Origin of the sequence: Methylibium sp. Root1272 (genome assembly GCF_001425905.1) — a bacterium.
Lineage (GTDB): Bacteria > Pseudomonadota > Gammaproteobacteria > Burkholderiales > Burkholderiaceae_C > Methylibium.
In genome coordinates this window covers 450019-470979 of record NZ_LMDY01000001.1, presented here as the reverse complement: position 1 = coordinate 470979, position 20961 = coordinate 450019, and the positions used below count along the sequence as shown (strand labels likewise).

24 protein-coding genes are annotated in these 20961 nt (G+C 68.3%); 7 read left to right on the top strand and 17 right to left on the bottom strand.

Going from position 1 to position 20961, the window contains the following annotated elements:
* The 10 genes from ASC67_RS02220 to ASC67_RS02175 all read right to left on the bottom strand — a co-directional run bounded on the left by ASC67_RS02220 (window position 1) and on the right by ASC67_RS02175 (window position 8366).
* Complete coding sequence (locus ASC67_RS02220) at window positions 1-1227, bottom strand: sulfite oxidase (RefSeq protein ID WP_004306455.1); 1227 nt, start codon at window positions 1225-1227, stop codon at window positions 1-3.
* Entirely contained in the window at window positions 1224-1856 is a 633-nt protein-coding gene (locus tag ASC67_RS02215) for a hypothetical protein (protein ID WP_004306457.1), read from the bottom strand. The genes ASC67_RS02220 and ASC67_RS02215 overlap by 4 nt, the downstream gene beginning before the upstream one ends.
* Window positions 1853-2386, bottom strand: coding sequence for an RNA polymerase sigma factor (locus ASC67_RS02210; protein ID WP_031943585.1), 534 nt, complete (start codon window positions 2384-2386; stop codon window positions 1853-1855). The genes ASC67_RS02215 and ASC67_RS02210 overlap by 4 nt, the downstream gene beginning before the upstream one ends.
* Window positions 2387-2456: 70 nt before the next feature.
* Window positions 2457-2819 (bottom strand): DUF305 domain-containing protein, encoded by a 363-nt coding sequence (locus tag ASC67_RS02205; RefSeq protein ID WP_004306461.1) that lies wholly within the window; start codon window positions 2817-2819, stop codon window positions 2457-2459.
* Window positions 2816-4219 carry a YncE family protein gene (locus ASC67_RS02200; RefSeq protein ID WP_004306463.1) on the bottom strand — a complete coding sequence of 468 codons (1404 nt, stop codon included), beginning with the start codon at window positions 4217-4219 and terminating at the stop codon, window positions 2816-2818. The genes ASC67_RS02205 and ASC67_RS02200 overlap by 4 nt, the downstream gene beginning before the upstream one ends.
* A 170-nt stretch (window positions 4220-4389) precedes the next feature.
* Window positions 4390-5316: an anti-sigma factor gene (locus ASC67_RS02195; RefSeq protein WP_004306465.1), complete on the bottom strand. Its 927-nt coding sequence runs from the start codon at window positions 5314-5316 to the stop codon at window positions 4390-4392.
* A gap of 19 nt (window positions 5317-5335) precedes the next feature.
* Window positions 5336-5839, bottom strand: coding sequence for an RNA polymerase sigma factor (locus ASC67_RS02190; RefSeq protein WP_004306467.1), 504 nt, complete (start codon window positions 5837-5839; stop codon window positions 5336-5338).
* Window positions 5840-5900: 61 nt separating this feature from the next.
* On the bottom strand, window positions 5901-6227 hold the full coding sequence (locus ASC67_RS02185; RefSeq protein WP_051021707.1) for a hypothetical protein: 327 nt from the start codon (window positions 6225-6227) through the stop codon (window positions 5901-5903).
* 261 nt (window positions 6228-6488) lie between these two features.
* Complete coding sequence (locus tag ASC67_RS02180; protein ID WP_004306471.1) at window positions 6489-7739, bottom strand: hypothetical protein; 1251 nt, start codon at window positions 7737-7739, stop codon at window positions 6489-6491.
* Between the two features lie 162 nt (window positions 7740-7901).
* Window positions 7902-8366: a nuclear transport factor 2 family protein gene (locus ASC67_RS02175; protein ID WP_004306473.1), complete on the bottom strand. Its 465-nt coding sequence runs from the start codon at window positions 8364-8366 to the stop codon at window positions 7902-7904.
* A gap of 181 nt (window positions 8367-8547) precedes the next feature.
* Here ASC67_RS02175 and ASC67_RS02170 point away from each other — a divergent pair, with 181 nt between their 5' ends.
* Entirely contained in the window at window positions 8548-8781 is a 234-nt protein-coding gene (locus ASC67_RS02170; protein ID WP_004306475.1) for a hypothetical protein, read from the top strand.
* 39 nt (window positions 8782-8820) lie between these two features.
* On the top strand, window positions 8821-8997 hold the full coding sequence (locus ASC67_RS02165; RefSeq protein ID WP_156466619.1) for a hypothetical protein: 177 nt from the start codon (window positions 8821-8823) through the stop codon (window positions 8995-8997).
* Here the strand turns inward: ASC67_RS02165 and ASC67_RS02160 are convergent.
* The 4 genes from ASC67_RS02160 to ASC67_RS20915 all read right to left on the bottom strand — a co-directional run bounded on the left by ASC67_RS02160 (window position 8979) and on the right by ASC67_RS20915 (window position 12470).
* Window positions 8979-9896 carry an MBL fold metallo-hydrolase gene (locus ASC67_RS02160; RefSeq protein ID WP_004306478.1) on the bottom strand — a complete coding sequence of 306 codons (918 nt, stop codon included), beginning with the start codon at window positions 9894-9896 and terminating at the stop codon, window positions 8979-8981. The genes ASC67_RS02165 and ASC67_RS02160 overlap by 19 nt on opposite strands.
* Window positions 9897-10050: 154 nt before the next feature.
* Window positions 10051-11085, bottom strand: a complete 1035-nt coding sequence (locus tag ASC67_RS02155) for a beta-propeller fold lactonase family protein (protein WP_004306481.1) — start codon at window positions 11083-11085, stop codon at window positions 10051-10053.
* Between the two features lie 99 nt (window positions 11086-11184).
* Entirely contained in the window at window positions 11185-12252 is a 1068-nt protein-coding gene (locus ASC67_RS02150) for a YeiH family putative sulfate export transporter (RefSeq protein WP_004306484.1), read from the bottom strand.
* Between the two features lie 62 nt (window positions 12253-12314).
* Entirely contained in the window at window positions 12315-12470 is a 156-nt protein-coding gene (locus tag ASC67_RS20915; RefSeq protein ID WP_156147846.1) for a hypothetical protein, read from the bottom strand.
* Between the two features lie 256 nt (window positions 12471-12726).
* Here ASC67_RS20915 and ASC67_RS02145 point away from each other — a divergent pair, with 256 nt between their 5' ends.
* Both ASC67_RS02145 and ASC67_RS02140 read left to right on the top strand, forming a co-directional pair.
* Entirely contained in the window at window positions 12727-13659 is a 933-nt protein-coding gene (locus ASC67_RS02145) for a LysR family transcriptional regulator (protein ID WP_004306488.1), read from the top strand.
* Between the two features lie 325 nt (window positions 13660-13984).
* A complete protein-coding gene (locus ASC67_RS02140; protein ID WP_056314656.1) occupies window positions 13985-14608 on the top strand; it encodes a tyrosine-type recombinase/integrase in 624 nt (207 codons plus the stop codon).
* A gap of 148 nt (window positions 14609-14756) precedes the next feature.
* Here the strand turns inward: ASC67_RS02140 and ASC67_RS02135 are convergent, their stop codons facing one another.
* Complete coding sequence (locus ASC67_RS02135) at window positions 14757-15719, bottom strand: GlxA family transcriptional regulator (RefSeq protein ID WP_056314654.1); 963 nt, start codon at window positions 15717-15719, stop codon at window positions 14757-14759.
* Window positions 15720-15828: 109 nt separating this feature from the next.
* Here ASC67_RS02135 and ASC67_RS02130 point away from each other — a divergent pair, with 109 nt between their 5' ends.
* Window positions 15829-16131 (top strand): putative quinol monooxygenase, encoded by a 303-nt coding sequence (locus ASC67_RS02130; RefSeq protein WP_056314652.1) that lies wholly within the window; start codon window positions 15829-15831, stop codon window positions 16129-16131.
* A gap of 556 nt (window positions 16132-16687) precedes the next feature.
* On the opposite strand, the gene ASC67_RS02125 is transcribed toward ASC67_RS02130, so the two are convergent.
* Together ASC67_RS02125 and ASC67_RS02120 are read right to left on the bottom strand one after the other, a co-directional pair.
* Window positions 16688-16990, bottom strand: a complete 303-nt coding sequence (locus tag ASC67_RS02125; RefSeq protein ID WP_056314649.1) for a hypothetical protein — start codon at window positions 16988-16990, stop codon at window positions 16688-16690.
* A 50-nt stretch (window positions 16991-17040) separates the two neighbouring features.
* Window positions 17041-18987 carry a ParB/RepB/Spo0J family partition protein gene (locus ASC67_RS02120; RefSeq protein ID WP_056314647.1) on the bottom strand — a complete coding sequence of 649 codons (1947 nt, stop codon included), beginning with the start codon at window positions 18985-18987 and terminating at the stop codon, window positions 17041-17043.
* Between the two features lie 784 nt (window positions 18988-19771).
* Here ASC67_RS02120 and ASC67_RS20755 point away from each other — a divergent pair.
* On the top strand, window positions 19772-20167 hold the full coding sequence (locus tag ASC67_RS20755; protein ID WP_056314645.1) for a hypothetical protein: 396 nt from the start codon (window positions 19772-19774) through the stop codon (window positions 20165-20167).
* Complete coding sequence (locus ASC67_RS20750; RefSeq protein ID WP_056314644.1) at window positions 20142-20957, top strand: autoinducer binding domain-containing protein; 816 nt, start codon at window positions 20142-20144, stop codon at window positions 20955-20957. Before ASC67_RS20755 ends, ASC67_RS20750 begins: the two co-directional genes overlap by 26 nt.
* Window positions 20958-20961 lie beyond the last annotated feature (4 nt).

Here is a 20961-nt window from a genome sequence, read left to right as displayed (position 1 = left end):
TCAGGCCACCGTCACTTTCACGGCGTGGTCGGCCCAGCTCGTGTTGTTGTAGCCGCCGGCGTTTTCCATCCGCTGTTCGGGCTGCACGTTGCCGGCCGTGTCGGTGGCGCGGCTGGCCAGCGTGTGGCTGCCAGCGGGCAGCTTCGCGGCCAGCACGAACTGTCGCCAGGCATAGCGGCCCAGGTCGGGCCCGGTGAGCCGCGCGTCGTTCCAGGTCTTGCCGCCGTCCAGCGACACCTCGACGCGCTTGATGCCGTTCAGCCCGCCGAAGGCCACGCCTTGCACCTGCACCAGGCCGGCCTTGACGCTGGATGCATCAGGCGCCGGCGAGTTGATCCACGACTTGACCGACATCTCCTGCACCGACGGCTGGCTCGGGTCGCCCTTGCCGCCCGGCGGCGAGATGCGGTAGCCGTGCGACATGATCTTCGCCTCGGTTTCCTTGGCCGTGAAGGCCAGGCGCTTGATGTACTTGATGTTGTTCACGCCGGTGTAGCCGGGCACGATCAGGCGCAGCGGCCCGCCGTGGGCCAGCGAGATCGGCACGCCGTTCATCTCCCAGGCCAGCAGCGCGTCGGCCATCGCGGCGGCCGGCACCGAGCGCTCGACGATGATGCTCAGCGGGTCCAGGCCTTCGGGCAGCTTCTCGCCGCCGGTGCCGGTCAGGTAACCGGCGCCCGGCACGACGCCGCCCAGCGCTTCGGCCACCACGCGCACCGGAACGCCGGTCCACATCACGCAACCCGCCGCGCCCACCTGCCAGGGTGTGCCACTGGGCTTGCTGGGGAAGTAGCCGCGACCATTGCCCGAGCACTGCAGCACCATCGCGGTCGTCTCCACGCCCATCGTCTTCAGCTCGCGCAGCGTCAGCGTGCGCGGCGCCTTCACGCCTTCGATGGCCACCTGCCAGGCGTCGCGGTCGGCGACGATGGACGCGTCGGGCGCCGGCAGGTTGTTGCGGATGTAGAGCTGCTCGCCCGGCGTGATGACCCCGCTGCCGAAGGCTGCGCGCTTGGTCTCGATGGTGGTGCTGCTGTGCACGATGACGCTGGCCGGGTCTTTCCACGCCACGTAGGCGGGCAGCGGCTTGGGCGTGGCGCTGGCCACTGGGGTTTCGCCAGCCGCGGCGGCACCGCGCGTGAAAGTGGCCAGGCCGGCCGCGGCCAGGGCGCTGGCGCTGCCGGCCAGCATCTGGCGCCGCGGCAGCGAGTTCAAGGTCTTGTTCATCGGGTCTCCTTGGGGGTCGGTGTGGAATTCGGTGGGGACATGTCGGTGGCTGGACCGAACTGGCTTTGCGCCACGGCCAGGGCCTGCTTCTTCTGCGCCACCAGCACCAGCGGCTTGCCGTCGCGCGAGGTGATGACTTTCCAGTGCACGTTGCCCCACCAGCCGCTGCCCTCCGTCAGTGCCACCGCCTTGTCGAAGGCGAACACGGTGACCATGCCGCCCTTCTCGAAGAAGGTGGTGAGGTGGTAGACGAGGTGGCCGTCGATGTCGCAAGGCCGCATCAGCTGCGGGAAGCCGGGCACCACCTGTTGGCCGGCCAGCCCCAGGTGCTGCAGCAAGGGCGCGCTGGCCATGAAGGTGCCGCGCAGCGTGCGCTCGAAGTATTCGTGTTCGATGGCGCCGCGCACGAGTTCTGGCGGGCGCATGGCCAGCACGGCGCCGGTGCCGCTGCCTGCCAGCAGCAGGCCCAGCACGGCGCGCTGGAAGCTGCGCCGCGCCATTAGCGGCTGCGCCTTGCGGTACAAGTGCGGCGGGGCGTCGATGGGCTCGAAGGCCAGCGCCAGTTCGGCGCGCGTGCGCAAGTCGAACGCGCTGTCGGGCAACTCGGGCGGCCGGAGTTCGCGCTTCATGACGGGGTCTTCCGCAAGGGCGTGACCTGGGCGCCGCCGGGTGCCCGCACTGGCACGCCCATCACCTGCTTCAGCGCGTCGCGCGCGCGAGCCAGGCGCGACAGCACGGTGCCGGGCGCAATCTCCAGCGCCTCGGCCATCTGCGCGGTGGGCATGTCGTCGAAATAGAACAGCACCAGCACCTCGCGGTGGATGGGCGCCAGCCGCGCGAGCGCCTTGACCACGTCCAGCTTGTCGTCCAGCCCGGCGTCGGGGGCGGCCTGCTCGGGCTGCTCGTCGTCGTCCAGCGACTGCATGCCCGGCGCGGCCTGGCGGAAGGCGGCGCGCCGCATGATCTGGAACAGCCAGGCCCGCGCCAAGGCCGCATCGCGCAACTGCTCGCGGTGCTTCCAGGCGTTGGCAAAACAGTCCTGCACCACGTCTTCGGCGATGGCACGCGAGCCTGTCAGCGCCCAGGCGCTGCGCAGCAGGAAGCGGTAATGGTCCCGCACCCATTGGTTGTAGCGGGACTCGGCAGACTGGAACAGCATGGTGATCAAGAGCGGACAGCGCTGCGGTTCATTCCATCGCCATCGTCAGTGCTTACCCTCAGGCTGGGCATCACGGCCCGCGCGTGCCACCCAGCGATGGAAATTCGGCTGCCGAACCCGCGCTAGAGCGCTGCTGCAAGGCCGCCAGCCGCCGCGTCATGCTCTCGATCTCGATGGTCTGGCCGGCGATGATCTCCTCCGCCAGTTGCCGCGTGGCCGGGTCGCGGCCGTGCTGCAGCACCAGCCGCGCCATGTCGACGGCGCCGGCGTGGTGCGGAATCATCATCGCCAGGAAGTCGATGTCGGCCTGGCCCACGAAGCCCGGGCCGTGCATGTCTTGCATCATGCGGGCCATCGAAGCGTCCATCTCGCGCTCGAAGGCACTGACTCCATGTTGGGCGTGTCCGCCCCTCATGCCCTTCATGCCCTTCATGCAGTCTGCCCCTTGGCACCCACGCGCACGTAGACCAGGTTGATGCTCTTCTTGTTGCGCAGCGCTCCGGAAGGCAGGGTCAGGTTGCCCAGCGGAATCTGCGCGATGAAGACCGGCTTCAGCGGGTCGCTGACGTCGAAGGCGCTGCACACTGTCTGGCCGGCGTTGGGCGTGCCGGGCAGTTCGTCCTGCTCGTGGGCGATGTAGAGCAGCGTGTTTTCGGGGTTGGTCCACAGCCCGTGGGCTTCGCGGCCGTGGCTGAAGAAGCTGCCCACCACCTTGCGCTGCCCGCCGGCGGCGCTGCGGTCGATGATGGCGATGGGGCTGGAGGCCACGCCGCCGGGGCCGCCGTCGTCGATGCGCGCCAGGCTGGCGTAAACCACGCTGCCGCGCGCGTTGCTGACGAACTCGACGTGGTTGGGCCGCGCGCCCATGCCCAGCGGCACGCTGTCAATGAGGTCGAAACCGCCCCGCGTCGAGCGAGAAGACAGCGCATCGGCCAGCTTGTGCGAGAACCACACCTCGGCGCCGTCGGGCGTGGTCTTCATGAAGGGCGTGAAGCCGGGCTTGTCCTGCGCACTGATGTCCAGTGTCGTCACGCGCTGCGGCTGGCTGTGGCCATCGGCGCCCGGGTTGACACGGAACACGTCGACCTGCGACACCTTCTGGCTGGCCACGAAGGCCAGCGTGCCTTCGCGGTTGAACCATACCTGGGCCGGGCCGTTGATCGTCGGCAGGAACTGGCGGATGGCCGTCGAACCTGTGTTGTCGGTGCCCTTCAACTGACGCAGGGCGAGTTCGACGTTGACGATGGCGATGCGGTCTTCCCCGCGCAGCGTCACCCAAAGCTCCTTGCCGTTGCGCGTGAAGGTGGGCTCGTGCGGTTCTCGGCCCAGCAGCAGGCCGCTGCTCAGGCGTTCGGGGTTGGTGGTGGGGCCGGCAGCCGGGTTCGGCGTGTTGCCGATGACGCGGCGCTGCTCGGCGTCGATGAGGTAGATGTTGCTCGAGCCGCGCCCGCTGGTGGCCAGCAGGCGGCCGTCGGGAGACGGCACCGCGCCGTGGGCGTCGATGCAGCCGTGGTACAGCGGCTTGTGGATCATCGCCGCGTGCGTGGGCGCCACGCCGGCGGTGACGTAGCGGAACGGCGGCCGCGGGTCTTCGTCGAAGCTGGTCAGGTTGATCGTGCTCTCGACGGTGTTGGTCTTGGGATCGATGACGACGAGCGTGTTGGAGTCTTCGTTGGTGATGAAGACGCGGTCGCGCGGGTCGATGCCGGGGCCAGGCGCTGTCGTGCTGGTGCTTGTGCTGGCGGCCGGTGCCTGGGCTTGTGCTGCGGGCAGCGCGCTGGCTGCCGCGGCGGCCAGCGAGTATTTGAGGATGTCGCGACGTTGGGTGGTCATGGGTGCTTTCTTTGTTCAGTGCAAAGGTGGACTGGGGCCCGTGACGCGCGACCTTGCACCCAACGAAGGGCTGTGTCGGTGCGTCAGGCGCTCGCAGCAAAGAGCGCGCTTCAGGCCAATTCATTCCATGGCGGTGCAAACCGCCTGCGCTGCGGGACTTGCCGTGGCCTTCAGCGCGGTGCGCCCAGCTGTTGGTAGACCTCGGCCGACACCCGCGCCAGCACGCTGCGGTCGGCGTCGGACGACAGCGCATAGCCGAAGGGCCCGTCGACCCAATAGAACACGTTGACGGCGCCTTCCTGCGCGAAGCGGAAGGCGGTGTCAGCGTTCTTCGCACCCGGTTTCGCATCCGGTTTCGCGGCCCCGCCCGAGCCCGCGGCGCTGCCGACGTCGGCCACGTCATTGGACACGTACAGCGTCAGCTTGCTGCCCTGCTGGTTGCGGTACATGAACTGAGCCACCGGCCCCTGGCCACCTGGCAGCAGGCGCCCACCTTCCAGCGTGTAGCCCTGCGCCTGCAGGTGCGGCGGTTTCATCGGCGCGCCCATGCGCTTGGACAGCCAGGCCACGAGCTGGTCTTCGTGCGCGGCGTCCACTTCCACGGGCCGGCGCACATCGGGGCTGTAGACCGCGTGCGCGACGGCGGCACGCTGCGCGAAGCCACCCGCAGACACCAAAGTCAAACCACCTGGGGCCGGTTGCACAGCCGCCATGCGGGCGGCATCGTCACCGGCTGTTCCAGGTCCGACGCCGCGCAGCCCCCAGCCCGTGGCGCCGCTGATGACGGCGATAGCCAGCCCGGCGGCCAAGCGCTGCAGGTACCAAGGCGTCGGCGATACGGCGCGCGGGCGCGCCGACTTCAGCAGGCGTTGCGGCGGCTGCTCGTCCAGCACGGGGTCGAACAGGGCGTGCAGCTCGCGCTTCTGCGCACGGTAGGCCTCGACGCGCTGCGCATCGTCGGGGCGCGCGGCCAGGTAGGCGGCGATCTCGGCCTCACGCTCTGCGGGCAGACGGCCATCGACAAACGCATGCAGCTCGGCCTCGGTGACCGGGGGGGTGGGCGGGAGGGTGGGCGGCGATGGGCGATCGGTACTCATAGGGTGCTTCGCAATGCATTCATTTGACGACCTTCAGCCGCACGGGTTCGGCACGACCTTCCATCAGGCCGCGCAGGCGCTCACGGCCGCGCGACAAGCGCGACATCACCGTGCCGATGGGAATGCCCAGGGCCTGCGCCACGTCGGCATAGGCCATGTCTTCCAGCGCCACCAGCAGCAGCACTTCCTTCTGCTCGACGGGCAGCAGGTCCAGCGCGGCCTGCAGGTCCAGCACCGCCAACCTGTCGCCTTGCGTCGGCATCACCGGCACCTCGGGGGTGTCATCGTCCATGGTCACGGTGTGCAGCCTGGGCCGGCGCACGCCATCGACGTGCAGGTTGTGCATGATGCTGAAGAGCCAGGCGCGCATGTCCGCCACGCTGCCCCACAGGCCCGACTTGGCCCAGGCCCGCTCCAGCGTGTCCTGCACCAGGTCGTCGGCGTCGTCACGGTTGTTCACCAGCGCCCGGGAATAGCGGCGCAAACGCGGCACCCAGCTCAGCAGTTGATGGTCGTCGTTCATCAAGATGTTGACGATGGGGTGAGCCCGCGCGAAGCTGGGTGTGCAGGCGGGTGTACAGGCGTCATTCCTTGATGATGTGCCAGACCTGTTTGAAGTTGTCGCCGCTGCGGTCGCCGGCCTTCTGGTCGGCCTTGTAGGTGTACACCGGCTTGCCCTTGTAGGCCCACTGGCGTGACCCATCGTCGCGAGTGACGATGCTGTAGGCACCCGTGGTCTGGTCGGTGGCGGTGGCCATCATCGGCGGCCACAGCGCGGCGCAGCCGCCGTTGCAGGCGCTCTTGCCGCTGTTCGCCACGTCCTGGTCGAAGGTGTAGAGGGTCATGCCGCCGGGTGTGACGAGTGCGCCGCCAGACAACATGGCGGGCGCCTTGGCAGGCGGCTCGACCATGTTGGCACAGCCGGCAGTGACCAGAAACGTTGCCGCAGATGCGGCGATGGCGAGGGTTTTGAACATGGGAAGCTCCGTGGAGGTGGTGGCGGATTGGGCAGCGTGGGTGAGATGTTGCTCACATCGGGGCAGACGGCACGCTCAGGCCTTTTATTCCGCAGGCGTGAAAAAAAGATGGGGTGTTGGTTGTGCAGGGTGGCGGGCTGCCCCTGCCCTGTGCGTCGAGCGCGGCTCCATGGTCGGAGCCGCGCGGCCTCGTTCTCAGGGTTCGGGCGTCAGGTTTTGGCCGTTCTCGACTGGGCTGATGCCCACGACGTGGCTGACGCTGCGGGTGCGATTGGCGTTGTCGGTGACCCGGGCGGTGATCGTGACCGAACGCTTGCCCGCGGGCATCAGGAGCGATCCGCCCACCACCCAATCGGCCGTCGTCACGACATAGCCGTCAGCGTCCAGCTCGCTGCCGGCAACGTTGAAGATCGGCGCCAGGTTCGAGCCCGCCGGCACCACGTTGCCGTTGGGCTGGCGCAAGGGCACGTCGAAGGTCACGTTCAGACCCGGGAAATTGCGGTTCGTGCCGTTGCTGGGATGCGTGATCGGGTTCTGGATCTGGCTGCCATCCAGGATGGTTCCCAACACCGAGCGGGCCGCCGTGCCTTGGCCGTTTTCGCTGACGCCGATGCCGTGACGCGAGCGGTCCAGCGCCGCCACTTGAATGAAGAACAGCGATGCATTCGCAGGCGGCGTCGGATTGCCGGTTTGCGGCCCGGGTGACACACGCGACGGCACGCGGGGCGCGATCATCGTCACCTCCGGTCCGTCCGCGTCGTCGATGCCGTCATCGAACACATCGATCGGAAGGGGCGTCAGTGCCTGCCCCGATGTGATACCGCCGCGCAGCACCGCCATCGAGACCCTGTCGAAGCCGATGCGACCGGCGGTGTCGACCACGGCGGTGGTGATGTTGAAGCGGCTCGTGTCGAGCGGCAGCGATTCAAGCACGTGCCAGCCCAGCCACAGCGTCACGCCCGCGCCGGGCGTGTCGTCGGTGCCCAGGATGTTGAAGAGGTTCGCCAGGTTGGTGTTCTTCGGGATCACGCCACCGTCGGGCTTGACGAGGTCGGTGTCGAGGAAGACATAGAGGCCCGGAATGTTCGGGTTGACCTGGCCGAGAAGCGCGGTGTTTCTGATGTTGAGCGATTCTTTCGCGGCGATCGGTGTCGCGTCGCGCGTGACGACCTCGATGTTCAACACGAAGCCGGTGCCATTCACGCTGCCTGCGCCAATGCGGCCTTCGCCCGGCACGATCTGCGAATCCGCCAGCGGCGAGACGATGCGTGCGATCGGTGCGAGGTCGCCGCGTGCGCCCATGCCGTCCCGTATCTTGATGATGTTCGGATACGTCAGCGATTCAGCGCCGTCTGCAGCGTGGCCGGGCAGTGAAGCAAGGCCTGCCGCGGCCGCGAGGGCAGCATGCATCAGCACGGCCGAAAGTTTGGAAAGCGGGTGTCGCATGGGGAGCTCCTGGGTGGATGGGTGAGCAGTGCGTCAACCACTTCAATCAGGTCGACGCACGGGCGCTTGCGGGTATTCCGTTGTCAACTGCGGGGAATGAACCCGAACGACGCAGGTGCGCACCGCCCCCGGTCTGGCCCGGTGCGGCGCGGCGCTGGTGGATCAGTAGGTCGCGGTCTTGCCGGCGGTTTCGGCCGTGGCTGCCAGGGCGACGTTCAACTTGGGGTCGATCTGCCACGTTTCGCTGACGATCTTGCCTTCGCGGTAGGTCAGCACGTAGCGCACCTTGATGGGCATCTTGCCTTCGAAGACGACGTTGGCGGAGACCGTCGAGCCCTTGGGGTTGGCCGATTCTTCGATGGAGCCGATGGTGAGCTTCAGCGGGCCGACGGCCTTGCCGAACTTTTCCCAGGTGCCGCGGATGGCGTCGGTGGTGGCGTAGGTGCCGTCCAGCGGGCCGCCGACCCAGTTCAGCTGGGCCTGGTCGGCGTAGGCGCGCATCACGATCTGGGTGTCGCCCGAAGCGATGGCCTGGAAGTGCGTGCGGGCGTCGTCGGAAGGGGCGGCGAAGGCGCTGCCAGCGGCAAGCGTCAGGGCAGTGGCAGCAAAGGCGAATGTCTTGAACATGGAGGGCTCCGTTGAAGGCTTGATGTGAAGTGAGGGGTGGTCGGTGGTGGATGAAGGGTCCATGAGGTCCCGACACAAGGGCAGACGGCGCCGGCAGGCGGTCTATTCCGGCCCACGCAAAAACTTTTTCTGTCACGCCATCGGCAGTTGACCCGCCCGACACGCTCCACCAATTGCTCCGATGAAGCGAACCCTGACCTTCCTGCTGCTGGCCAGCTTGTTCACCGCCGCGACCGGTGCGCTGGCGCAAGGCATCACCGACCCCATTGGCGACCTACTGCCCACGTACATCGGTCCGCAGAACGGCGACGTGGATGTGGCGAGCGCGTTCGCCGGCTACGACCCGGCCAGCGACACCTTCAGCTTCTCGGGCACCTTTGCCGACGCCCTCGGCACCACGGCGGGCGCCTTCTAGTTGCGGGGCCTGGACCGCGGTGTCGGCACCGAAGGTTTCGTGAGCGGCAGCCCATCGGTCGGCCAGCGCATGAAGTTCGACGCCGCCGTGTTCCTGTGGCCCGACGGCATGGCTCGCGTGATCACCTTCGTGGGGTTGGTAGGCACGGGCGTCGAACTCGGGGCTGGTACTGCCACTATTGCCGGCGGCTGCGCGCCTCAGGGCGCCAGCCGCTGACCGTCTTGCGCGAACACCACCCCGCCGGCGTAGTGCGCGGTGATCGACGCCTTCACAGCGTCACGCTGCGCGTCGAGCGCGGGCGACAAGTGGCTCAGCAGCAGCTGGCCGGCGCGCACCGCATCGGCCACTTCGCCGATTGCCTTGGGCGGCGTGTGCAACGTGTACAGCACGTCGGGGGAGCCGGGTGGGTCGAGCACCACGCTGTTGAAGACCAGCAGGCTGGTGCCTTGGGCGATTCGCCGCAGACCCGCCAGCCCGCTGGCGTCGATGTCGCCGCTGAAGGTGATGCTCTTGCCGGCGTGGTCGATGCGGTAGACGACGGCCGGCGCGTCGCGGTGGTGGCCGGCCACGGCGCTGATGCGCAGGCCGCCTTCATCAAACAAGGTGCGCACCTCGGGCAGCGCCGCCGCCGTGGCGGGTGCGTCGATGTCGGTCACTTGAAAGCGCAGCGGCGTTGAGAAGTCCTTCAGGTAGCCGAAGGCGCCCTGCTTGCCGAACAAGAGGTCAATGAAGCGGCTGGTGGCCGGGAAGTCGGCATCGTCGGCATCGAGCGCACGCCGCCCGGCCGGCCCGAAGATCTTGAAATCGACCGGCCCGCGGTTGGACACCGCACGGGCCTTAAAGAGGCCTGGCAGTCCACCGGCATGGTCCACATGAAGGTGCGTCAGCAGCACGATGTCGGCCCGACCCAGCGCCAGCTTGGCTTCACCCAGGCGCACGAAAGATCCCGGGCCGGCGTCGACGAAAACACGCGCCACGCCATCCACCAACACCACGAAGGCCGAGCCCGCGCGGCCGGTGGCACCCGGGCCGCCCGAGCCCAGCACCACGAGTTCCAGCGCCGGCGGGGCGGCCGTCTGGGCCTGAGCTGCGAACGCGGCGGGCAGCGTGCACATGGCCAGACAAAGTGCCGCCAAGCGGCGCCGGCAGGGGTTGGCCAGAGTTTTCATTCGATCCTTTGTGCGGGCGGGGCGACAACGGGGCGAACCGGAAGCGGCAAGCCCCCGGCTCGGTCGTGCGGTGCGCCGGTTCTCTGACAGTTCCCGGTTTTCAGTACGCCGCCACCGCCTGCGCAGCGGCCACCGTGGCGACGATTCGCTGCCCGGCACGCTCGACCTTGGAGATGCTCAGGTCCTCGTTCAGCACGTAGGCCGTCTTGGCGTCGCGCGTGAACACGATGGCCTGGCGCGGCTGCTTGAAGCCGGCGATGGTGGCCACCACCTTCAGCGTGGCCACGTCGATCACCGACACCGTGTTATCGGCCAGATTGCCCGAGTAGATGAAGCGGCCGTCCGGCGTGAGCGCAGCGCCGTAGGGGTCGCGGCCCACCGGCACGGTACTGGTGACGCGGCGCGCGGCGATGTCCACCACCGCGATGTCGTTGCTGCCGCTGTTGGCCGCAAACAGGGTCTTGCCGTCGGCGGTGACCGAGATGGCGCGGATCTTGTTGAAGCCCGCGATCTCGCCCTCGATCTTGTCGGTCTGCGTGTCGACGATGGTGACCTTATCGCCCAGGAAGTTGGTGACGTAGAGCTTTGCGCCGTCCGGGCTCAGGCGCACGCCCTGGCGCGGCTGCGCAAAGCCGGTGATCACGGCCTTGGCCTGCCCGCTGGCGGTGTCCAGTCGCGTCACGGTGCTGCTGGCCTGGTTGTTGACGTACAGCGCGCTGCCGTCCTTGCTGAGCGCGGTGCCGAAGGCGCCGGGGCCGGCCGCCAGCGTCGACGCGGTGGCCAGCGGCTTGAGCGTGGTGGTGTCCAGGCGCGTCACCGTGCCCAGGCTGCTGTCGGAGACATAGAAGCTCTTGCCGTCGGGCGCGAAGACGATGTTGCGCGGCGTGACGTAGCCGCGCAGCACACCGCGCACGGCGCCGGTGACCAGGTCGTAGACGATGACATCGGGCCGTTCGCTGTAGGACACGACGGCCGTGGCCTCGTCGGGGCTCAGGGCCAGCGAGTTGTTGCGGATCTGGCCGTCGAAGGTGACGCGGGCCGGGGTTGCTTCGGCGGCGCCTGCGGGCAGGGTGGCCGTCACGAGGACGAAGGTGCTGCACAAGGCCAGCGCGGTGGTGCGGAAGAAGGTATTCATGGGATGTCTTTCGGAGAGTGTTGAGAAAAGAGGGAAAGGCTTGCTGTGGTGGACGAGGAGAGCCCGTGGTTTATTCCGTCGGGCCGTGAATTCGAGGCTTCAGCCGAGCAGGGCCGGTACCCAGCGGTTGATCAAGGCACCGCCGACGATGAGCCAGCCGAACAGGATCAGCGCCAGCAACAGCGGCTTGGCACCGGCCTTGCGGATGGCGCCGATGTGCGTGGACAGGCCGAGTGCGGCCATGGCCATGGCCAGCAGCGCGGTGTCGATCTCGGTGGTCACCGCCACCACCGAGGCCGGCAGCCACTGCAGCGAATTGAACAACACCACCGCGACGAAGCCGAAGGCGAACCAGGGCACGGCGAGCTTGCCTGGGGCCTGGCCCGTGGCGGCGGAAGTGTGGGCGTGGCGTTTGTCGTCACGTGCCAGCCAGGCCGACAACATCACCAGGAACGGCGCCAGCATCATCACCCGCACCATCTTCGCGATGACGGCCGAGTTGGCCGCGTCCGGGCCCACCGAACGCGCCGCGGCCACCACCTGGGCTACCTCGTGGATGGTCGAGCCGGCGTAGACGCCGAAGCCGTTGGCGCCACCCGGAATCAGCGCCCAGTGCTGGTTCAGCTCGAACAGCGCCGGGTACAGAAAGATCGCCAGCGTGCCGAACACCACCACCGTGGCCACCGCCACCGTGACCTGCTCGGCTCGCGCCTTGACCACCGGTTCGGCAGCCATCACCGCGGCGGCGCCGCAGATGGAGCTGCCGGCGCCGATCAGCATCGCCGTCTTGCGGTCCAGGCCCAACCAGCGCGTGCCGATGAAGCAGGCCAGCGCGAAGGTCGAGCCCAGCACCAGCGCGTCGATGGCGACGCCGGCGATGCCGACGTGGCCGATGTCCTGCACCGTCAGCCGCAGGCCGTACAGCACGACCCCCAGGCGCAGCAGGTTCTGCTTGGACACGTTGACGCCGGCACCGCTGGCCGCGGCCAGGCGCGGCACCAGCGGATAGACCGTGTTGCCCACCAGCATGCCCAACACGATGGCCAGCGTCAGCGCACTGAAGCCGTGGTCCTGCAGCCAGCCGATGTGGCCCAGCGCGATGCCGGTCGCGGCCAGGGCGCCGCTCAAGGCGAGGCCGGGCAGCAGGGCTGCCAACTGCAAGCGCAACCGCGCTGCCCGGTGGCCGGCTGACGGGCCAGGGCTGGCTTGTGAGGTCGACAGCGCGTGCATCACGCCAGCACCCAGATCAAGGCGATGCCGGCGCACAGCAGCACGGCCGCCATCGGCACTGCGACCGGCATCCAGCGCAGCACCTGCGGGTCGATGCTGCTGTCGGCGGCCAAGGTGGTCGAGACGGCATGGGCCACGTCGCGGGTCGGCCCCATGAAGCCCGCCACTGGCCGCCGGGCAGCAACCCATTGAAGGGCATGCAGTGCCTGTGGGGCCAGCGGGCCGGGTGCTGCGGGGCGTGGGGTTGTTCGTTCAAGGGTCAGCATGTCGGGCTCCAGATGCCGGTGGTGGCGCGGCGGGCCGCCGCCCCGTGATCGAGCGGCCAGGCAAATTTAGAGCTTGGCAATCAACCCGTCCAACGGGTTGTATGACTAAGATGTACCTGCGAAATCGATAACAACGGCAATCACCGTGGACGTGCTTCGACTCACCCTGCGTCAGCTGCAGATTTTTGTCGCCGTGGCGCGCAGCGGCAGCACCACGGCGGCCAGCGCTGAGATAGCGCTGTCGCAATCGGCCACCAGTTCGGCCGTCAACGAGCTGGAACGCCTGCTGTCGCTGCGCCTGTTCGACCGCGCCGGCAAACGCCTGCTGTTGAACGACAACGGCCGCGCGCTGTTGCCGCGGGCTTTGGCTTTGCTCGACGGCGCCGCAGGCATCGAGCAGATGTCGCGCGACGGCAGCGCGCAGGCGCAGTCGCTGCGCATCGGCGCCAGCACGACGATTGGCAACTACGTGTTGCCCAAGCTGCTCGCTGGCTTCATGGGGGCACAGCAGCCCGGCAGCGCCGCCGCCTGGCGGTCGAAGGTCGTTATCGGGAACACCGCCGCCATCTGCGATGCCGTGACCGCTTTCGAACTCGACGTGGGGCTGATCGAGGGGCCCAGCCACCAGCCGGAGCTGGTGGTCACCCCCTGGCTGCAAGACGAGATGGTGGTCGTGGCTGCGCCCGACAGTGCGCTGGCCCGGTCGAGTACGGCAGGCGAGCGCATTCCCCTGCGCACGCTGCGTGAGGCGGTCTGGCTGGTTCGCGAAACGGGCTCTGGCACGCGCGAGGCCACCGACCAGAGCTTGCTGCCCCACCTGCGTTCTTACCGGCGCAGCATCGAGCTAGGCAGTTCGGAAGCCATCCAGCGTGCCGCTCAGGAAGGGTTGGGGGTGGCTTGCCTGTCCGCCTGGGTAGTGAACGATGCGCTGGAAGCTGGACGTCTGTGCCGCGTCTCCACGACATTGCCGCGGCAGCTTCGGCAATGTCATCTGGTTGTGCATCGTGAGAAGCAGTCGACGCCCGCGTTGCTGGCGTTCATCGCCCAGGCAGATGCGACCGCTGGGGCTGCCCGCTAACGTCCCGGCCCCGCTTCGCATGTCGAAGGTTCAGCCCTCGGCGACACGCGATTACCCTTCAGCTAGCTAGGCGCCGACGCCCGCTCCGCCCACCTGCCCATTGATCGAAGCTTTGATGCAATGAGCTGGTCTGGGTAATCGACGTCCGCTTCCGGACGCACCACCCAACGGCTGCTTGTGGCCGAGTCCGTGAGTTCGCGGCTGCTCCGGGGAGCTGACCCTCAGCAGGGCGCGCGGCGCTCTGCCGCTGCGCACCTCAGGTACGACGCCGCTCGCCCGGCCGAAAGCGCATCCTGTGTGGCCCTCAACTCGATGGGAGACCATCATGGGAACCGCAGGTAGCGCCATTCATCGCGAACCTTGGAACAAGGGCAAGCTCGTCGGGCAGAAGGCGCCGTTCAAGCTCAAGGACATCTGGGCGCTTCGCGTCAGACTCCAGATGGAGAGTCGGGTGCGAGAGCTCGCTCTCTTCAACCTCGGCATCGACAGCAAGCTGCGGGGATGCGATCTCGTCGCACTCAAGGTTCGGGACGTGTGCCATGGCGACCAAGTGGCTACGCGCGCTGTCGTCATGCAGCACAAGACGCAGCGCCCGGTGCAGTTCGAGATCACGCAGGCTGCCCGCGACGCCTTGCAAGCCTGGATCAAGCTAGCTGGGCTCAAGCCGGAGGACTTCCTGTTCCCCAGCCGGCTGCACGACTCGCCGCATCTGGGGACCCGGCAGTACGCCCGGATCCTCGGGCACTGGGTCGACGAACTGGGTCTCGACCGTGCAGAGTACGGGACTCACTCGATGCGCAGGACCAAGGCGACGCTGATCTACCGGCGCACGAAGAACCTACGCGCCGTGCAGCTGCTCCTGGGACACTCGAAGCTCGAGTCGACGGTGCGATACCTTGGCATCGAGGTCGATGACGCCCTGGAGATATCTGAGCAGACCGAGATCTGACCCTTCAGCCGTCGCCCCCGGCCGCGAGGCCGGGGGGGGCGAACGTCTGGTGTAAGGAAGTCCGACAGACTCACGCTCGCGGCCATCTGCAGACGTTCAGTACCGGCAGCATTCGGGCACTTCATTGAGCTGCACCACGCGGCGCCGATCAGGCACGTGCACGCAACTCCCTCACGCCGCGGCCCAGCTTGCGTCGCAACAGGTTGCGAAGGGTCACACCGTCGGAATAGCCGATCTGTGCGGCGATTTGGTCGACGCTCTCGCTGCCGGTTCGCAGCAGATGCACCGCACGCTCGACGCGCAGATCCTGGAAGTACGAGAGGGGTGTCTTGCCCAATACGCTTTGCACGCGCCGCGCCAAGGTGCGTTCACTGGCGCCCGCTGCGATGGCCGCATCGGCGAGAGAGAACCCGTGCGCGAGTTGCTGCCTGGCCCAGCCCTCAAAGCGCTCGACCACCGGGTCGGCATGGGCCAGGTGATCGGGGATCACGAACTCAGCTTGCGAGCCGCGGGCCTCTACCAGCAGGTATCGCGCCGCCAGAGCCGCCAGCGCTGGGCTACGGCTGCGCACGACGCTCAATGCCAGGTCGAGATGAGCCAAGGCGGCGCCGGCCGTGGTGAAGCCGGCCGAATTCACAAGCATGCGGGACTCGTCGAGCACCACGTGCGGATAGCGCTGCCGAAACATTGGCGCCAGCCACCACGAAGTTGTGGCGCGCTGGCCATCTAGCAGCGCGCTTTCCGCCAGCAAGAACGTGCCAGTGCAGGCGGCGCCAGCGGCCGCGCGGGCGCTTGACCATTGCTGCAACGCGACGACCGCGTCGGCCACGTCCGCATGCGCGAGACGCGCGGCGAGTGCGTCTGGCATCTTGGCGCCGAGTGCGGGCACCAGAACAACGTCAGGGTTTTGCACGCGGTGCACTGGCACGACCGGTACCGCCAGACCGTGCGCGGTGCGCACGCGACGCCGAACGCCGACCAACGTGACGTTGATGGGCGGCGGCGCCTGTGCGAGCGAGCCTGCCAGTTCATTGGCCGTGCTCAGTGTGTCCATGAGTGCAGCAAGACCCAGGTCGAACACGCCATCGAGAACAAGAAGGTGCAGATTCATGGCGGAAATGATATCAATGTTGTCATTCCTGCCACTAGCAAAAACTGCCGTGGCACCTGAGACTTCGGACTCGCCAAAGCTTTCACCCGTTCAACCAGAGGATCACTCCATGACCAAGTTCGCCCTGTTCGTCCGCCTTGAAGCCAAGCCTGGCCAGGAAATCGCCGTTGCCGACTTTCTGAGAAGCGCGTTGCCGCTCGCCAACGCCGAATCGGGCACCACCGCCTGGTTCGCATTGAAGTTCGGCCCATCGACGTTCGGCGTCTTTGACGCTTTTGCGGACGAGGCCGGCCGCGAGGCTCACCTGCACGGCCAGATCGCCGCCGCGTTGATGGCGAACGCAGCCGCCTTGCTCAGTACACCGCCTAACATCGAGAAGATCGAGCTGCTGGCGGCGAAATTGCCTGGCTGACGAGCTGTCCGCGGCGGCAAATGTGAAGCTCCACCTGGCTTGAGTGATCGGGATGAAGAGGTCCTGTCCTCGTGCGCCGCTCCTTCAAACCGATCCCGATTGAACCGCTCTTGCCGGCGGTGGTCGCAACCAAGTCGTCGCTGCCACAAACCGCCTCTGGGAGAGGGCGGCTAGGCCGCACGGTCTTAACCCGCGCGTTGCGCCTCCATCGCGCTGACTACCGTCTACCCGCGTGTGCCGTCCACGGGGCGACCGGCGTACCGGGCCGACCGCTTCGTGACGCCGGATTCAGGGCCGTGGATGTCGGTTCAGGGTCGGGTTCAGTCGGTCGTCCCGGGCAGAAGCAGTCGTTCCCGTACCGTGCCGCGGGCAGCCTTGCTCGAGCGACCGGTCAACGAGGCGCAGCGGTCATCCGGGCCGCCGCCCCGCGAACGACCGGTTCCGGTCCATGCCGTCGTTCAGCGGCCGAAGCTGACCGACCGCACCCAGTCTTTCGCGCCCAGTCGCGAGACTCGCCGTCCTCACTAAGAAGGGAAGCCTCGATCAGAGCAAATTGCTACAGCAGGGCGAGCTTGATCACCGCACCGAACACCAGCACCGCCACGAGCCCCCTTCCCCAGCGCCACGTCGTGAACCGGTAACGGTGGTTGATCCACACCGCCTGGCGCATTCGACCGAGCCCGGCCCAGACCGCCCACGCCGTGACCACGGCCCCGACGATACCCAAGGGCCAAGGCGAAACCTGGACCAGCAGCACCCAGGCCGCGGGCCAGGCCATGGCATCGACTGCCGCAAGCAAGCGCCGGCCGGGCCAGTACGGCGCGTCCGGCACCGGTTGTCGAGCGACCAGCAGCCACATGCTTCTACGATCTGCGGCACGCGGGCGGGTTCACCCGCCCACGCGCCGCGTCATGCCGTTGACTTGCGCAGCGGCACCGGCAGCCAGCGCTTGCCGGCGAGTCGCGCTGCCGCGCACGCGACCAGCGCCTCCTTCTTCATCGACTCGACGCCACCGTCCGTCAACCCCGGCCCGGTCTCCTTGAGCGCCTGGACGATCTGGACCTTCGGGACGTGGTTCAGGTAGCTGGCCGCGGTCGGCTCCCACCAGTCCGCCATGTCGAGACCGACCGCATCGGCCAATCCATTCGCCTCGAAGGCCGCCCCGGCGCCCGGCAGCACGTTGACCGTCAGCGCAATGCAGAGTGACAGGAGCTCCAACAACTCCTCCGAAGACAGTGCGATCAGCCAGCCCAGGCGGTCGCCGGGCGCCGTGGGAACGCGAGCCGCCCAGGCCTGCTTCGCCGCCTCGACAGCCTGCCACGCCGCACTGCCCTCCAAGTCGTCGGCCGCTGCCTTCAGGGCATTGCCGGAGAACTGCGGCGTCACCTGCACCACCGACGGCGGTCTGCGGTAGTCGTCGCCGAAGGCGCGGTTGACGATGGCATGGGTCAACACGGCCAGGGCCACCGGCACCTGCCGGAGCAGCGAAGCCTGCAACGCCATCGTGCGATGCGCCGCGAGCCGACGGGCCAGGCTCTCGGGCAGGGCGGCTTCCCGCCGCTCGGGTGAGCTCCCAGCCGGGGTGCTGGCGGATGCCGCGCGCCCTGCCCCGTCTCTTCGATCATGGACCGCCTCGTCGGCCGGCCGCCCCTCGTCGGCGGCAGGCTTGCGATCCTCAGGCCGCATCAGCCCACGGATCACTTCCAGGTCCCCGGTCCGGCTCACGGTCACGATGACCCCGGCGCGGCGGCGCTGACCCTCCGACCAGGTGCGCAGCCCGAGCTGGATCGCCTTGCGCCGTGCCTCGATCTCCTCCTGCTCCAGGCCGATGCGCTCCCAGTCGTCGCCGGTCGCCTCGCCGCTGTCCATCAGCGCCTCTTCCTCGGCATCGAGTTCCTGGTCCCGCTGGGTCAGCTCGGCGAGCGCGGCCGACTCCGCCTCGTTCGGACGGCGGGTCCGGTGCTCGCAGGGCACGAACGCGCGCAGCCCCTTGTGGTCGAGCGACAGGCGCGCTTCGACCCACTTCCAACCCTCCGTGGCATCGGCCCGGATCGTCGCGGCGTGTGCTTCCAGCTTCTCGGCAGCAAGCCGCTCCAGCAACGCCGGGTCCGACAGGAAGCGGCTCTGCGCATCGTCGAACAGGTCGCGCCGCACCACCCCGCCCGCGGCCTCGTAAGCCTCGATGCCGACGAAGCCGGCCAGCGCACTCGTCGCCGCCTCGACCTCGCCGGCGGTCAGCCGGCGCCGGATCGCCGCGGGCTCGCGCTCCCAGGGCTGCGCCTCGAACCAGGCCTGCTCCTGCACGGCGTGGTCGTCGCTCAGCGCCAGCGCCATCAGCTGGTCGAGGTTGATGCCGTCCTCCCGGTACAGCGCCAGCAGCCTGGGCGACAGCGCCGACAGCTTGAGCCGGCGCTGCACCGTTAGCGGCGTCACGCCGAAGCGCACCGCCACGTCCTCGATGCCTCGGCCCTGGTCGACCATCGCCTTGAAGGCCTCGAACTCGTCGGCCGGGTGCAGCGCCTCGCGCCCGCTGTTCTCGGCCACGCTGACCTCGAGCGCCCGCTCGGGCGGCACCAGTTCGCACGGCACCTCATGGTCCGCGGGCAGACGCCCCTCGCCTTGCAACAGCAGCAGGGCCCGGCGGCGCCGCTCGCCCGCGACGACCTCGAAGCGCAGCCTGCGGGACGCGCCGCGCCCGCCCAGGCGTTCGGTCACGATCAGCGGATGCAGCAGCCCCTGCGACGCGATCAGCGCCGCCAGCGTCTGCACCTCGCCAGGCGCATGCCGACGCACGTTGCGCGCCGACGGCAGCAGGTCGCCGAGCTTGATCGACAACAGTTCCTTCTTGAGTTCCATGGAGTTCTCCGACAGTGAATGTGTGGTTGAAGCGGGATCAAGACACCCGCGTCACGGCGGCACGCCGGACGGCGGCAGCAGCCCTCGCGCAACACACCTGACGCGGCGCATGGCAACAGTTCGTAAAGCCGAACGTCCGGCTTGACTTCCACGATTCGCGATCAAAGCCCTCGATGCCACGTCGCTTGCCTTCCATGCCCCGGTCCGCTCGCCACCGTCGCGACAGCGACGGGTTCGACCTGAAACCCACCCTGCCCTAAGTTCCGAGGGAGCCGCTCGTGGCGGTTCGGTCCTCGGCGTCAGGTCGGGTCTCGCAGTGATGCCTGCCCCGCATTCGTCGGTCGCCGTGCGACACCGACAGCGCCGCGTCACAGCGCGGGCGCCAGGGTTCGTGGAATAAATGGAAGGGGCCCGCGACGGCGGAGCGCAGCGCAGCCGGCGCGGGAAGGCGGCCGTTTATGCCGCGAAAGGCCCTGGCGCCTGCGCGCGCGGCGCTACGGTTCGCACGACGGGCGAACGGCGAATGCGGCGGCCCGCGACCCTGGCGACGAGGGCCCGGCCGTGCGCAGGGCAATCGCCCGCAGCGCGGCCGTGTGACAGCGCCGACCGGCGCTCCGATCCAGGCGCGCGGTCAACGAACGCTTACGAATTTCCGCGGCGCCCCACTGGACATCGTGGATTCCCCTGGGCACTACTTGCGCCTGTGCAGAAGCCCGCGCGCTGCGGGCCACCACGAACCGCCTGTCCGAGCGGGCCAGAACTTGTTGGATTGCTTGGAGCAGGCATGCGCCCATACCACCCGGCGCCCCACGAGGCGTCGCCGAAGCGCAAGGAGTTCGTGTCGTTGGAAGGCGATGCCGTGTCGCCGCGGGCACGCCGCCAGCCTCCTGCACCCAGAACCGACACCGGATCGCGCACGCAGCGGATCGACGTCCGCCATGCCGAAGCGCGCAGCAGCGAGGGGGAGGTCCACTTCTTCCTGCAACGCATCGCCGGAGGCCTCTATGTCGAACGCGAAGAAGTCCCTCGCCGCGGGACCAGGACCAGCCAGTCGCTCGTCTTCGAGAACCCCGGCAGCTTCGAGCGATGGTGCAGCGACGATCCCGTCCGGTTCAGGCACCCGCTGCTCCACGCCCAGCTCCGGCGCGACGGCGATGCGCTCTGGACCATCGAGCCCTGACGACACGTACCCGCAGGCCGCCGATGGCGGCGACCGCCTGCTCGCCCATGTCAGCGACAGCCGCTACACGGCAAGGGTCGCTGCCATCGCAGCCAACATCCCTGCTGCCGCCGACCAGCCTGCCGTGCATGCGCTGTTCCGCGAGGGCGTCGCCGCGCTCGGTGCGGAGCGCGCTGCGTTCGTGAGCTTCGTTCGTGACGACACCACCCTGTCGTCGTGCCGCTTCATGATCGACTGCGATCCGGCCTGGGGGCGGATGTACCTGGACGACGGGCACTTCGTCCACGACCCCTGGCTGGCCTACGCAGCCCACCATTCCGAGCCGGTGCTGGCCGACGAACTGGAGGTGGTCGATCCGCTTCAGCGCCGGGTGATCGACCTCGCGGTCCGGGCCGGCTTCGTGTCGGCGTTGCTGGTACCGGCCCACTCCGGGGCGGGCCACGCGCGCATCAGCGCGCTCTGTCTCGGCGCCGCAGCGCCCGGCTACTTCGACAGCCCGGCCTTGCCGACGGTGCGCGTCAGCGCACGCATGCTGGCGATGGAACTGCACGACTGGTGGCTCGCCCGGCTGCGGCGCAGCCTGGTCGTCAGGGCGCGTCTAAGCCACGACGACCTCGTGCTGCTGCACCACCAGCTGCAGGGCCACAGCAGCAAACGGATCGCGGCCGAACTGCAGGTCAGCAAGGGATCGGTCGACTGCCGCTTCCAGCGCATGAACGCCAAGCTCGGCGTGCCCAACCGGCGCATGGCCGTCAAGCTGGCGATCGAGTGCGGCCTGATCCTCGGGTAAGCGG